Origin of the sequence: Pseudomonas poae, assembly GCA_028869255.1 — a bacterium.
Taxonomy (GTDB): domain Bacteria; phylum Pseudomonadota; class Gammaproteobacteria; order Pseudomonadales; family Pseudomonadaceae; genus Aquipseudomonas; species Aquipseudomonas poae_C.
This window is the reverse complement of record CP110972.1, coordinates 2,338,716-2,351,560: the sequence shown is the minus strand read 5'-3', so window position 1 is coordinate 2,351,560 and position 12,845 is coordinate 2,338,716. Positions and strand designations below refer to the sequence as shown.

At 62.8% G+C, this 12,845-nt stretch carries 12 protein-coding genes, 1 tRNA gene and 1 pseudogene; 7 read left to right on the top strand and 7 right to left on the bottom strand.

Going from position 1 to position 12,845, the window contains the following annotated elements; all coding sequences use genetic code 11:
- The first annotated feature begins 17 nt into the window (after positions 1–17).
- The 6 genes from LRS56_10815 (at position 18) to LRS56_10790 (ending at position 3,029) form a co-directional block, all read left to right on the top strand.
- Positions 18–365: an SLOG family protein gene (locus tag LRS56_10815; protein ID WDU64903.1), complete on the top strand. Its 348-nt coding sequence runs from the start codon at positions 18–20 to the stop codon at positions 363–365.
- A gap of 18 nt (positions 366–383) precedes the next feature.
- Positions 384–1,205: a hypothetical protein gene (locus LRS56_10810; GenBank protein WDU64902.1), complete on the top strand. Its 822-nt coding sequence runs from the start codon at positions 384–386 to the stop codon at positions 1,203–1,205.
- A 74-nt stretch (positions 1,206–1,279) separates the two neighbouring features.
- Positions 1,280–1,807: a DinB family protein gene (locus LRS56_10805; protein WDU64901.1), complete on the top strand. Its 528-nt coding sequence runs from the start codon at positions 1,280–1,282 to the stop codon at positions 1,805–1,807.
- A 156-nt stretch (positions 1,808–1,963) separates the two neighbouring features.
- Positions 1,964–2,245 carry a hypothetical protein gene (locus tag LRS56_10800; GenBank protein WDU64900.1) on the top strand — a complete coding sequence of 94 codons (282 nt, stop codon included), beginning with the start codon at positions 1,964–1,966 and terminating at the stop codon, positions 2,243–2,245.
- Positions 2,246–2,494: 249 nt separating this feature from the next.
- Positions 2,495–2,581: transfer RNA gene (locus LRS56_10795), tRNA-Leu, on the top strand.
- Between the two features lie 157 nt (positions 2,582–2,738).
- Positions 2,739–3,029: a hypothetical protein gene (locus LRS56_10790; protein WDU64899.1), complete on the top strand. Its 291-nt coding sequence runs from the start codon at positions 2,739–2,741 to the stop codon at positions 3,027–3,029.
- A 171-nt stretch (positions 3,030–3,200) separates the two neighbouring features.
- Here LRS56_10790 and LRS56_10785 read toward each other — a convergent pair whose 3' ends face one another.
- Complete coding sequence (locus LRS56_10785; protein WDU64898.1) at positions 3,201–3,449, bottom strand: CsbD family protein; 249 nt, start codon at positions 3,447–3,449, stop codon at positions 3,201–3,203.
- Positions 3,450–3,977: 528 nt separating this feature from the next.
- Between LRS56_10785 and LRS56_10780 the strand changes: the two genes are divergently transcribed.
- Positions 3,978–5,123: a pectate lyase gene (locus LRS56_10780; GenBank protein WDU64897.1), complete on the top strand. Its 1,146-nt coding sequence runs from the start codon at positions 3,978–3,980 to the stop codon at positions 5,121–5,123.
- 66 nt (positions 5,124–5,189) lie between these two features.
- Here LRS56_10780 and gspF read toward each other — a convergent pair whose 3' ends face one another.
- The 6 genes and pseudogenes from gspF to gspK all read right to left on the bottom strand — a co-directional run bounded on the left by gspF (position 5,190) and on the right by gspK (position 12,843).
- Positions 5,190–6,401 (bottom strand): type II secretion system inner membrane protein GspF, encoded by a 1,212-nt coding sequence (gene gspF / locus LRS56_10775; GenBank protein WDU64896.1) that lies wholly within the window; start codon positions 6,399–6,401, stop codon positions 5,190–5,192.
- Positions 6,401–7,819, bottom strand: coding sequence for a type II secretion system ATPase GspE (gene gspE, locus LRS56_10770; protein ID WDU64895.1), 1,419 nt, complete (start codon positions 7,817–7,819; stop codon positions 6,401–6,403). The genes gspF and gspE overlap by 1 nt, the downstream gene beginning before the upstream one ends.
- A pseudogene (gene gspD / locus LRS56_10765) lies at positions 7,816–10,174 on the bottom strand (type II secretion system secretin GspD). The gene gspE and the pseudogene gspD overlap by 4 nt, the downstream one beginning before the upstream one ends.
- Positions 10,171–10,716: a type II secretion system protein GspM gene (gene gspM, locus LRS56_10760; protein ID WDU64894.1), complete on the bottom strand. Its 546-nt coding sequence runs from the start codon at positions 10,714–10,716 to the stop codon at positions 10,171–10,173. The pseudogene gspD and the gene gspM overlap by 4 nt, the downstream one beginning before the upstream one ends.
- The gene (gene gspL / locus LRS56_10755; protein ID WDU64893.1) at positions 10,709–11,881 is read right to left on the bottom strand and encodes a type II secretion system protein GspL; all 1,173 of its coding nucleotides are present in this window, start codon (positions 11,879–11,881) and stop codon (positions 10,709–10,711) included. Before gspL ends, gspM begins: the two co-directional genes overlap by 8 nt.
- Entirely contained in the window at positions 11,878–12,843 is a 966-nt protein-coding gene (gene gspK / locus LRS56_10750) for a type II secretion system minor pseudopilin GspK (GenBank protein ID WDU64892.1), read from the bottom strand. Before gspK ends, gspL begins: the two co-directional genes overlap by 4 nt.
- Positions 12,844–12,845: the final 2 nt, after the last annotated feature.

The window sequence follows — 12,845 nt, the reverse complement described above, 5'->3', positions numbered from 1 at the left end:
CCACAAGGACTCTGACTATGCGCGTCTTGATCTGTGCAGGTCGTCATTACGCCGACACCAAAAAGTCCCGCCAAGTGCTGGACGCCTACCACCGCCTGCGCCCCGTGCAGGTATTGATCCACGGCGGCAACCAATTCCTCGGCAGCGACGTCGAGGAATGGGCCCGGGAACTGGGCATCGACGTGGTGCGCTACCCGCCCAACTGGCAACGCCACGGCAAGCAGGCGGAACGCCAGCGCAACCATTTCATGCTGACCGACAGCCGCCCCGACGTGGTCATCGCCCTGCCGGGTGGTGATGACACATCCGAGCTGGTCTGCCAGGCCAAAGCCAGCGGCATTTCGGTGCTGACCGTAGAAAGCTGAATTCAAGCGAGGTGCATCATGCACAAAAAACACAGCCCGCAGCGTCACGACGGGTTTGCCAAATACCGTGCGCGCCAGTATCGCGGCGCGCGTCACACGCTGCTGTTGCTGCCAGCGGCCAAGCGGCGTGCGCTGCAGCGCAACCTGATCTTTATCGGCGTGACCCTGGGCCTGATTCTACTGATCGCGGTATTTTCCAAGGCCCAGGCAGCCGGGGGGTCGTACACCGTGGATGACGGCGCGGTGAATGATCCGGGCACCTGCAATGTCGACGCCTGGTACACCGCCAATCGTCACGAAGGCCGCCTCCACAACGAAACCCTGAACCCCGCCTGCACGTTGAGCGCACTGCCAGGCGTGCAATGGAGCGCGGCACTGTCTCGCGCCAGTGGCACCGGCGACGCCGAGACTCAGGTCAGCCCGCAGGTCAAAGCCCAGGTACTGTCGCGGGAGGACTTGGGCCTGCAACTGGCGATTTCGGCAACCAGCCATTTTGCGCTGGGCCGCGAGCATGCGTTCGACGGCGCGGACTTCAACCTGCCCTTGACCTGGCAACCCGTAGAGGCGCTGCGCCTGAACCTCAATGGCGGCTGGACGCATGCCTATAACGGCGGCGAGCAAAACCACCGCCTGACCTGGGGCACTGGTGTGGAGTACCAGGTGGCAGGCGCGTTAACCCTGATCGGCGAGCGCTACGGCCAGGAAGGCGGCGACCAGGCATGGCAAGCCGGGCCGCGATTTCATCTGGGCCAAGCGGTTGATGTGGACTTGGTGCTCGGGCGAAACCTGAGCGGGGATCACGACCAGTGGCTGACCACCGGGGCAACGGTGCGGTTCTAGGCTGCCGGAACACCATGACCGCCGGGCGGCCACACCTTATGATGGCGCCACTGCACCAATCAGAGATAAAGCCCGTGAACCGCACCGAACAGCTCGCGCTGATGGCGACCTATAACCAGTGGATGAATCGCAAGGTCTACGACGCGGCCGCCAGCCTGAGCCCGGCAGCCTTGGTGCAGGACCGCCGGGCGTTCTTCGGCTCGATCCTCGGCACCCTGAACCACCTGGTCCTGGGCGACACGGTGTGGCTCAAACGCTTTGCGCTGCACCCCGCCGCTTACTCGGCACTGGCCCCGTTAAGCGCCGTCGCCACACCGCCCGACCTCAAGCATCTGGCCTTCACCGACCTGCACGAACTGGCAGCCCGGCGCGCCTGGCTCGACCAGATGATCATCGACTGGGCCCGAAGCCTCAGCGACAGCGACCTCGACCACCGCCTGCAGTACCGCAACATGCGCGGCGTCGCGGCGGACAAGCCGTTCTTCAGCCTGTTGGTGCATTTTTTCAACCACCAGACCCACCATCGTGGCCAAGTCACAACGTTATTGACCCAGGCGGGCGTGGACGTGGGTGATACCGACCTGCTGGCACTGATCGACTAGCAATAGGCGCAGCGTCTATTCGTTTGAAGGGCATAAGCGAACGTCACAGGGTGCGCGGGGTCGTAACTTCAGGTGCCGGGATTTTTCACCACCCGCCCTCCCCGCGCGCATTGTGGGTTTACCGGTGCGCGTACCCTATAAGAAGGAGACGCTTACATGGTCATTCACTTCAAAGTCGCCGGGCATCTGGCCTGCGGCCACCACGGCACCAACCTCCCGTCCAGCACCGAGCTGAACCGCGTCAAATGCCGCACCTGCCGCAACACCGAGGCCTACAAGGAAGCACGCCGCACCCAGCGTAACGCGGCCCGCCGCGCCAATCGTAAAGCCAAGACCCACGCCGCCAGTGACTGGCGCAGCGCGTGGACGCAACGCCTCACCGACCTCCCCGGCTTGCAGCGCTTGCCACGCGGGTTCATCGGCCAGCCTTTCGTTTAGTCGCGCAATTTCCTGTGGCGAGCCTGCTCGCCACAGGGCTTGCGGTAAACCCCATTCGGCCTTCGCCGTCACGCCTGCCAGAGGTCCGCCCCCTACCCTGTAGGGCTCCTCCGAATCTCTTCTAAAAGCCCCTGTAGATCACTGATCTAACGAGCTTTTTCATCCATCAACGGTGCAATAAAGCTGGCCTCTGACCTTGCGCCCAAGCGTTTGGATCTATATATTCCCAACCCTGCTACACGCGCTACCGCCCGAATGGCGAAACTGGTAGACGCATGGGACTTAAAATCCCCCGCTCGTAAGGGCGTCCCGGTTCGATTCCGGGTTCGGGCACCAAAGATATCAAGGGCTTGCATGATGAAATTCATGCAGGCCCTTATCTTTTCCGCTGCACAATTTCGGACTGTGCACCGCAATAACCATTCTGCGGCATCCCACCGACCGAACTTAAAATGCCTGAATTGCATCAACGGGTACTCCGTTTGCTCTTTGGATGAGCGCCGATGCCGAACTCAGATTAGATCCCTACCCTGCTTTCCAAGCTCTACGAAAATCAGCTCGCCCCAGAGGCAGCAATCAGGGAATTGTTCTTTTCGACATCTGGGTCACGGAGTCGATGGGTTGGCTGATTTATTTCTTCAGCTTTCCCGGCATCCTGGTCGGAGCATTGCTTGCGATTTTTTTTACGCCTTCACGCAAGGCGTTCGAGGCCTCGATAGCCTTTGGCTGGGTGGCTTCAGGAATAGCGTTGAATCTGGCGGTTTTTGCCATAGGTCTGTTCTAGACACGTCACGGTACAGGATGCAAAAAGACCAGCGCGAGGCTGGCCTTATCAACCGCGAACTTCACTGACAGCACCTTCGCCCGGATCTAAAGATGGCTAGTGTCGAAGTCAGATCGCAAGAGGGCAGCACAAACCTGATACTTGCCCTCTGTAGAGGCCGCCCTTCGTGCCTCAGCGGCGCAGGAGACGGTTTAGCACCAGCAGGGCCACTGCACCGATTGCAAGTGCGGCAACGGGCTTCTCTTTAACGAACGTAGACACGCTGTCCAGTGCATCGCCGTAGCTTTGGGTCAGTTGACCCGCGGCCTGGCGAGCAGCACCTTCGGCTTCCAGCTTCGAATCACCAAACAGTTTCCCGGCGGCGCCCTGCGCTTTGCCAGCGAGCTTTTCTACAACACCTTCTACTTGTTCACTCTTCATGATTTACCAGGACCTTTGCGTGTAATTAGGCAGCTCAGGGTCGACCTGAGCCAGGGGTTAGCCGCACAGCGTTAGGGGGATGGGCGTTATGATTAGTTCAAATTTGATGAGTTTCAGGATCTGAATCGCCCCGGATTCTCTAGACCCCTTGCAAGCTCATGGCGCGCTCCCAGCCACGGCATTGTCATGACCGTTGCCCCGGTTTCTGGGGACAAATTGGTCGCACGTGCGAGTCGGCCGATTCAGACGTGTCATGAAACCTCGGTGACCCACTCTGCGGCAGGCTTCGCTGCAGGCGGCGAACACCGGGCCGACGTCGGGTTTGTTGATCAAAAACAAACCACTCGATTTGCGGAATGAGTGCACATCATTGCGCAATCAGTTGTACGACGACAAAACGACACATGATAGTATTTCTCATGCAGCGGGCGTTCGATTCGCTGCACCGATGACACGGACGTCCGCTCGAGAAACGCGCCACACCTGCGCGCGTTTAAACACTCAAGTTAATCAAGGATCTGATTATTCATGACAAAACCATCAACCTTCACCGCGTGCAAACTGGCCACTGCCATCCTTGGTTCACTCGTGCTTGGCAGCTTGCCGGCGCACGCTGCGGACATCTGGCTGGATTCGGCCACCACGGGCTGGGCCACTCAGAACGGCGGCACCAAAGGCGGCTCCAAGGCTGCCGCGGCTAACATCTACACGGTAAAAAACGCTGCCGAGCTGAAAACCGCACTGAGCGCTTCGGTGGGAACCAACGGACGCATCATCAAGATCACCGGAGTGATCGACGTCAGTGAAGGCAAGGCTTATACGACGACTGCGGATATGAAAAAGCGTGGCCGCCTGGATATTCCCGGCAAAACCACCATCGTCGGCACCAGCAGCACCGCCGAAATCCGCGAAGGTTTCTTCTACGCCAAAGAAAACGACGTGATCATTCGCAACCTGACCATCGAGAACCCTTGGGACCCAGAGCCGATCTGGGATGCCAATGATGGCAAGGAAGGTAACTGGAACTCCGAATACGATGGTTTGACCATCGAAGGCGCCAACAACGTGTGGGTTGACCATGTCACCTTCACCGACGGTCGCCGCACCGATGCGCAGAACGGCACCGCCAACGGTCGCCCGAAACAGCACCACGACGGCGCGCTGGACGTGAAAAACGGCGCCAACTACGTGACCATTTCGTACACCGCGTTCAAGTCCCACGAAAAGAACAACCTGATCGGTTCGAGCGACAGCCGCACCACCGACGATGGCAAGCTCAAGGTGACGATCCACAACTCCCTGTTCGAGAACATCTCCGCCCGCGCCCCGCGCGTGCGCTTCGGCCAGGTGCACCTGTACAACAACTACCACGTGGGCAGCACCAGCGATAAGGTCTACCCGTTCTCGTACGCGCATGGCGTCGGCAAGGGCTCGAAAATCTTCTCCGAGAAAAACGCGTTCGAGATAAGCGGCATCAGCGGCTGCGACAAAATTGCCGGTGACTACGGTGGCAGCGTATACCGCGACAGCGGCTCGACCCTCAATGGCAGCGCGTTGACCTGCTCCTCCTGGGGCTCGAGCATCGGCTGGACCCCGCCTTACAGCTACACGCCGCTGGCGGCAGACAAGGTCGCTGCAGACGTAAAGGCCAAGGCCGGCGCCGGCAAGCTCTGACTGAACGGTTGCACCGCGTAATGAAAAGCCCTCGGTGACGAGGGCTTTTTTTGTGCGCGCCTGCGGCTACTGTACCAACTGGTTGATCTCGATAATCGGCAACAGCACCGCCATCACAATCACCAGCACCACCGCGCCCATCACCACAATCATCAGCGGCTCCAGCAACGCGGTCATGCCCATGGCGCGGCGCTCGATATCCCGCGACAAGGTCTGCGCCGCCCGCTCCAGCATCGGCGGCAGCGCGCCGGTTTTCTCGCCACTGGCGATCAGGTGGATCAGCACCGGCGGGAAGACCTTTTCCACCGCCAGCGCCGGGGCCAGGTTCACACCTTCGCGCACCTTGGCCGTGGCGTCGTTGACGCACTGGCTAAGACGCTCGTTGGACAAGGTTTGCCGCGCCGCCTCCAAGGCGCGCAACAACGGCACGCCGGCAGCGCCGAGGATCGCCAGGGTCGAGGCAAACCGCGCCGTGTTCAGGCCCAGCACGAAGCGCCCGATCAGCGGCAGGCGCAGCACGCGGCTGTGCCAGTTCAGGCGTGCCACCGGGTTGCGCAGGTACAGGCGCCAGCTCCAGAAACCGCCGACGATTGCAGCAAAACACAACCAACCCCAGGCGCGAATGAAGTCGCTGGCATTCAGCATCGCCAGGGTCAGCCCCGGCAGGTCCTGACGCGCCTGGGAAAACGCGCTGACCACCTGCGGCACCACATAGCTCAACAGGAAAATCACAATGCCGATCGACACCAGCCCGACCACGCCGGGGTAGATAAACGCGGTGAGGATCTTGCCACGCAGGTTGTTGCGCTCCTCGATGTAGTCGGCCAGGCGTTCCATCACTTGGGCCAGGTCACCGGACTCCTCCCCCGCTGCAATCAAGGCGCGGTAAATCGACGGGAAATCCCGCGGCCGCGCGGCCAACGCATCGGCCAGGCGCATGCCGCCGCGCACATCGGCGCGCACAGCCGCCAGGGTCTGGGCGATATGCTTTTTCTCGGCCTGCTCCACCGTGGCACTCAACGCCGCTTCCAACGGCAAGCTGGCACCGAGCAGGCTCGCCAGTTGCCGCGTGGCCCAGGCCAGGTCGTTGTCCGACAGCTTGGCGGTGAACAGACTGCTGCCGGCGGCGCTTTGCTGACCGCCCTCGACCTGCACCAGCAACGCGGTCAGGCCACGGCTGCGCAACACGGCAAACGCCCCGCTCTGGCTGTCGGCTTCCAGGTGCCCGGCCTCGACTTTGCCGTTGGCATCGGCGGCTTCATAGCGATAGCGATTCATTAGGCGTCCCGTGTCACACGCAGGATTTCTTCGGGCGCGGTGGCGCCGCTGCGCACCCAGCGCTCGCCGTCCTCACGCATGCTGAACATGCCGGCGCGGCGCGCAGCCAAGCGTAAGTCCTGCTCGCCGGCGCCCTGGTGGATCAGGCTGCGCACATCATCATCGACGCAGAACAGTTCATGAATACCGGTACGCCCGCTGTAGCCGATCTGGTTGCACTGCGCGCAGCCCACCGGGCGCCAGGTGCCCGGCGCGGCCGGGTCCTCCTGTTTACAGTGCGGGCACAAGCGCCGCACCAGGCGCTGGGCCAATACGCCCAGCAGTGAAGATGCCAGCAGGAAGGGTTCGACACCCATATCGATCAAGCGGTTGACCGCCGACACCGCGTCATTGGTGTGCAGGGTGGCGAGCACCAAGTGGCCGGTGAGCGAGGCTTGCACGGCGATTTGTGCGGTCTCCAGGTCGCGGATTTCACCGATCATGATGATGTCCGGGTCCTGGCGCAGGATCGCCCGCAAGGCCAGGCCGAAGGTCATGTCGATCTTGGCGTTGACCTGGATCTGGCTGATGCCCGGCAGGTCGTATTCCACCGGGTCTTCGACGGTCAGGATGTTGCTGGTGCTGGCGTCCAGCCGTGCGAGCGCAGCGTAGAGGCTGGTGGTCTTGCCGCTGCCGGTGGGGCCGGTGACCAGCACGATGCCGTGGGGCTGGCGGATCAGGTTGTCCAGTTTGGCCAGCACCTGCACGTCCATGCCGAGGGTCTCCAGTTGCAAACGCCCGGCCTGTTTGTCGAGCAAACGCATCACCACCCGCTCGCCATGCCCAGTGGGCACGGTGGATACCCGAATATCAATCGGCCGCCCGGCCACACGCAGGGCGATACGGCCGTCTTGGGGCAGGCGTTTTTCGGCGATATCGAGCTGGGCCATGATCTTGATCCGCGACACCAGCGCGCCATGCAGCGCCTTGCGCGGCGACACCACGTCACGCAGGGTGCCGTCGACGCGGTAGCGCACCACGGAATGGGTTTCATAGGGCTCGATGTGGATGTCACTGGCCTCGTCGCGAGCGGCCTGGGTGAGCAAGGCGTTGATCATGCGGATCACCGGGGCGCCGTCCTGGGTGTCGAGCAGGTCGGTGATTTCGGGCATGTCTTGCATCAGGCGGTCGAGGTCTACCTCGTTTTCCGCCGCCCCCACCACGGCCGCCGCACTGCCGGTGTCGGCGTAGGCTGCGGCGAGCAAGCCGTCGAGTTCGTCGTCGCGCACCTGCTCGAGCTGCGCCGCGCCGAACTGCCGGCGCACTTCGCTGATCGCCCAGCCGGGCGTCGACGGGCACACCGTCAACACTGCACCCTCCTCGCTGCTGCGCAGCAGGATGCGCTGGGCCTTGGCCCAGGCGTAGGGCAACGTGCTCATTGGAGCGGCACTGCGCGAATCGTCGCACGGGGTTGCCCGCTTCCCGGTGTCGCCGGCACACCCACGGCCGCTGCAGGTAATTGCGGCGCCTGCATGTCCGGCATCGCCCAACTGCGCTCCGGTTGCAGCGCGCGCCTGGGCGCGGCGGATGAAGTCGTAGCGGTTCAGGGTAATCGCCCGTCCACCGGCGCTGTCACGGATGATATAGGGCCGCAGGAACACCATCAGGTTGGTCTTGGTGGTAGCCCGGCGTTCATTGCGAAACAATGCCCCGAGCCCGGGAATGCTCGACAGCCAGGGCACCGCCTCATTGCTCTGGCTGTAGCCGTCCTGCAGCAGGCCGCCGAGCACCATGATCTGCCCGTCATCGAGCAGGATACTGGTGTCGATTGCGCGCTTGTTGGTCACCACGCCCGCTGAAGTCGCGCTGCTGGAGGCGCGTTCGTCGATGCTGCTGACTTCCTGGTAGATATCGAGCTTGACCGTGCCGCCTTCGGAGATCTGTGGCCGCACATTGAGCTTGAGCCCAACTTCTTCACGCGTCACGGTCTGGAACGGGTTGTTGCTGGTGCCACCGCCGCCGGTCACGTAACTGCCGCTGACAAACGGAATGGTCTGGCCGACGAAAATACTCGCGGCTTCGTTGTCCAGGGTCAGCAGGTTCGGCGTTGACAGCACGTTGCTACCGCCCTTGCTCTTGAGTGCGCGGGCCAGCACTTTGAGGTCCATGACATTGCCGATACCGGGGATGTTCACCGTGCCGTTGAGGTAACCCACGCTCAGGCCACCGGGCAGCGCGTCGATGCTGGTCCGGCCGCCGGCCTGCAGCCCGCTGCCGCCCAGGTTGGTGCCGCCGATCACGCCCTTGCCCGCCAGGTCACCGCTTTGCCACTGCACGCCAAATTCGTTGGCATCGTCCTCGCCGACCTCGACGATCAGGCTTTCGATCACCACCTGAGCGCGGCGCTGGTCCAGCATGTCGATCACTTCTCGCAGGTTGCGGTACAGCGGCTCAGGCGCAGAAATCAGCAAGGTGTTGGTGGTAGCGTCCGCCTGGATCGTGACACCGCCGGCGCTGAAGGCGACACTTTGGTCCGCCGCCTGGGCTCCGGCCTGGCTGCTCGAATTGCCGCCGCTCTGTCCGTAACCCGTGCCGGTGCCGTTGCTGGTACTGCTGCCGCTACCCGACGTCAGGCTGGTGCTGCTTTGGCCGCTCTGCGCGCCGTTGGTGTTGCCACCCATCGCGCTCAGTACCGAACGCCCGGTATCGCCGGTGCCGCTGTCGCTTTCACCGGTGAGCAAGCCACGCAGTGCCTGGGCCAGCTTCGCTGCCTGGGCGTTACGCAGGTACACCACGTGCAGGTTGCTCGGATTGCTCTGGGCGTTGTCGAGCTTATACACCAGGTTGCGCGCCAGCTCGGTGCGCTCCGGGCTGCCGGCACGGATGATGATCGCGTTGGAACGCGGGTCGCCCACCACCGAAATCTTCTGGGTTGCGTCGCCGCCCGGCTGCTCCAGCAACTGCGAGACCATGCCGGCGATGTCCACCGCGATGCCGTTCTGGATCTGCACGACATCGGTATCGATCGCGCTGGGGCTGTCGATGCTCTCGATCAACTGCGCCACGCGTGTCAGGTTGTCGGCGTAGTCGGTGATGACCAGGGTGTTGTTGCCGGGGTAGGCGTTGATCGGATTGTTCGGCGAGACGATCGGGCGCAGCACCGGGATCAGGTTCACCGCGTTTTCATAATGCAGGCGAAACGTGCGCGTGAGCATGCCATTCGCAGCCGGCCGGTCGGCACTGTAGATCGGCCCGCCGAGCAACTTCGCATCCGCCTCCGGTACCACATGTGCCACGCCGCCGACGTCGACCACGCTGAAACCCTGCATGCGCAATGCCGCCAGCAGCATGTCGTAGGCTTGATGGGCCGGTACTTCGCCTTCGGACACCAGGGTCAGCGAGCCGGTTACGCGTGGGTCGACCAGAAACTGCCGGCCGGTGGCGCGGGACAGCCCGCGTACGACGGCTTGAATCTCGGCATCGACAAAATTCAGACTCACCGGCTGGCTCCCCAGCGGGTTGCTCAGCGCTGTGCTGCCGGCACTTGCGCGGCCCTGGCGCAGCGGGTTGACGAGGGTACGTTGCGGCCGCGCTTGGCGCTCGATCTGCGTCTGGGCGCGCTGGCGTTCCAGGAGTACGTCGCCGCTGCGTTGGGTAGTGGCCAGGGGCTGGCCAAGTTCACTGTCGACCAGCAACGGTGGCGGGTTGGACGCCGTTTGCGTGCTGCACGCGCTCAGTGCCAGTAACAGGAACGGCGCGGCGTTGCGTACATAATTGGAACCTGACCACTTCATGAAGCTTCCTTAGCGCCAAGCGCCTGATCCATGCGGACGGTTCCCGACAGAGTGCCTGCCGTATCATCGGCCTTGGCTTCGCTTGCACGTTGCAAACGGGCCTCGACCACTTCCAGAGAAAATTGCCTTGGGTTGCTCACCAGCCAGCCAATGACTGCATCGGCCGGTGCGGCTTCGAACGTCAACTGCCAGCCGCTATCCACTGGCGTCAATTGGTAATATCCGGCCATGCCGCGTGCATCCAGGCTTTGGCGCAGGGCCGGTTCGAGCGGTTGGCCGGTGGTCGGCGTCGGCACCTCGCGCAGCAACAGTTCGAGTGCCTGGGTTTGTGCACGCAGTTTTGGGGTTTCAGCCTGCCAGTACGCGATTTTCTTCAAGGGCGGCTGGATCAGGACCAGCCAGCTCAACAGCCCGCCGAGCAGCAGCGCAGTGCCCGCAACCATGCGTTTTTCACGCAACGACAAACCGCGCCAAAGCCCCCGTGAACGAGCGTTGAAGTGCTGCCATTGGCCACGCCAAAGGGTCAGGGAATGCTTATTCATTGTCGCTGGCAGCACCGGAGTCGGGTTCAGGGGATTCGGCATCGGCCGGGCGCAGGCGCCACCCCGTCGGCGTGGCCTCAGCTGTGACACCGGCCTGGGCCAGGGTGGCTTGCCAGGCGTTATCTGAGGTGTTTCGCCGCGCATCGCGGGGCAAGCTCACGTGCAGCTCACCGTGTTCAAATACCAGGCCCTGCACACTGCCCACCATGAACGGCATCGCGTTGGCGGCTTGCAGCACCAGGCCGGCAAAACGCTGTGATGCGTCGCCAGTGGCCGGGTTCTGCCGCGCGCTCACTTGCTGACGGGCTTGTTGCAGTGGATTAAGGATTACCGGCAACTCGGGAAACGCCTGTTTTACGCGCTGACTCATTTGCAATTTGAGTTGCTGGCCTTCGCTGGCCTCACGTGCGGCGTACAGGTTCAAGCCCAGCAGCCACACGCCGATTGCCAGCGCGCAACAGGCCAACGCCCTGCCCCAACCGGCTTGCGACTCTGGTGCCTTGCTGACCCCGCCGTGCAATCCCCACGCCGGTAAAGCAGCAGACCATCGTTGCTGCGCCGGTTGTGGCTCAAGCACTGCTGCGGGGGCCTCGTCACCAAACCAGGCCAAGCGGCTGCCACTGGCCACCAGCGCGTCCAGGCTCAGTTGGACCTGCGGTTCGACCACACCGTGCTCAAGGCTATGGCGCAGCAGCAAATGCCCCTCCAGCACGCAGGCACTGATGTGCCCGGCCGCTGGCACCGGCAGGCCATAGGGCGCGGGATAAAGACCCCGCAGCTTTAACCGGTGCTGGCTCAACACATCACCGAAACGCTCAAGCACCGTCGTCGGCAACCAGCTGAGGAACACTTGCCCCCCGGCATTGCGAGCGCTATGAGCGACATGCATCTGTTCACTGCGGCCGAGGATCAGCGCCTGGGCCGCACACGTCACCGCCGCCTGGGTCTTCGCGGCCGACAGCGGCGGTAACTGCAACTGTGTGAGCACGCTGTCCGTGGGGTGCAGAAAGCACTCCACGCTCTGCGATTGAGCCGTCTGGCCCAGCAACGCCAGGGTACTGACGCCGGTCTGACTGACGCGACCGTTGCGCTCCAGGCGTGCGAACGCAAGCTCGGTGTCGGGCGTAAGGCTGTCCAGCGGCGGCAAGGCAATGCGCACACTCATACGCCCAGCCTCGACCAGATCACCTTGGGCATGTCGCTCTCCGAGCGATACAGCAATGCATCCAGGCTGACCCGGCGCTTGTCACGCCGGGCGTAACCGTGCAGCAGAAACCATTCGCTGGTGATGCCGACGTCAACATCGTCGACGGTCAAATGGGGCGCACGCAGCCGATTGAGAAAGTCGCCGCGATTGATAAACCACTGGCCCCGATCACGCTCTGCGACCAAGGCCTGCGCCTGGGTCAGCGATAACCCAGGCACCACTGCGGCCAGTACCTCGGCGCTGGCGGTATTGCTGTTGACCCAGGTACTGACCGGGATAACGCTGACATACGGCGCCAGACGCGCCAGCACGCGTTCATTCACGCCCTGGATACCGCGCAGGTCGTCGAGGCTGCGCAGCATCGGCCGGGTTGCAGGAACAGGCTTGGCGTCCGCGTCGGGCGAGGTCGCACGGCCGCTGTTAAAGCGGTTTTGCGCCGCGTTTTGCGGCTGTTCCTGGCGCGGATAAGCGGCAATCACTCGCTGACTGATGCGTTGCGCAACGCCGGCATCAATGCCGAGCATGGCGCACAGCTGCTCAAAACTGCGTAATTGCCTGGCGTTGACGCGCTCGCCGGCGATCAAGTTACGCAGGTTGAATTTGCCTTGTTGATCTTCCAGGCGCCCGTCAAAACCTGCACTCGCAAGGTCGCTTTTGATCGGTTGCGCCCATGCCTGGTCGAGCCGTGTCGGCGCCTCTTTGCGACGCGCATCCCACAGCAGTTGCCGGCTGGTTTCGAGGCCGCCGAGCAGCACCGCACTGCCTTGCAGGCGTGACTGTTCAGCTTCCAGCGAGCGGGTGAACACGCTCTGGCGGGTGAGCATGCCGGCGGCGATAACCGCCACCACAGCGGCGATCAGCAAGGAACTGATGATCGCCATGCCGCGCTGTTTCGCGCTTTTGAGCACAGGGTCTTTCATGG

Excerpts from the sequence above, each read along its gene's own strand:
- LRS56_10815 (WDU64903.1), top strand. The coding sequence starts at position 18 with ATGCGCGTCTTGATCTGTGCAGGTCGTCATTACGCCGACACCAAAAAG.
- LRS56_10810 (WDU64902.1), top strand. The coding sequence starts at position 384 with ATGCACAAAAAACACAGCCCGCAGCGTCACGACGGGTTTGCCAAATAC.
- LRS56_10800 (WDU64900.1), top strand. The coding sequence starts at position 1,964 with ATGGTCATTCACTTCAAAGTCGCCGGGCATCTGGCCTGCGGCCACCAC.
- LRS56_10790 (WDU64899.1), top strand. The coding sequence starts at position 2,739 with ATGAGCGCCGATGCCGAACTCAGATTAGATCCCTACCCTGCTTTCCAA.
- LRS56_10785 (WDU64898.1), bottom strand. The coding sequence starts at position 3,449 with ATGAAGAGTGAACAAGTAGAAGGTGTTGTAGAAAAGCTCGCTGGCAAA.
- LRS56_10780 (WDU64897.1), top strand. The coding sequence starts at position 3,978 with ATGACAAAACCATCAACCTTCACCGCGTGCAAACTGGCCACTGCCATC.
- gspF (WDU64896.1), bottom strand. The coding sequence starts at position 6,401 with ATGAATCGCTATCGCTATGAAGCCGCCGATGCCAACGGCAAAGTCGAG.
- gspE (WDU64895.1), bottom strand. The coding sequence starts at position 7,819 with ATGAGCACGTTGCCCTACGCCTGGGCCAAGGCCCAGCGCATCCTGCTG.
- gspM (WDU64894.1), bottom strand. The coding sequence starts at position 10,716 with ATGAATAAGCATTCCCTGACCCTTTGGCGTGGCCAATGGCAGCACTTC.
- gspL (WDU64893.1), bottom strand. The coding sequence starts at position 11,881 with ATGAGTGTGCGCATTGCCTTGCCGCCGCTGGACAGCCTTACGCCCGAC.
- gspK (WDU64892.1), bottom strand. The coding sequence starts at position 12,843 with ATGAAAGACCCTGTGCTCAAAAGCGCGAAACAGCGCGGCATGGCGATC.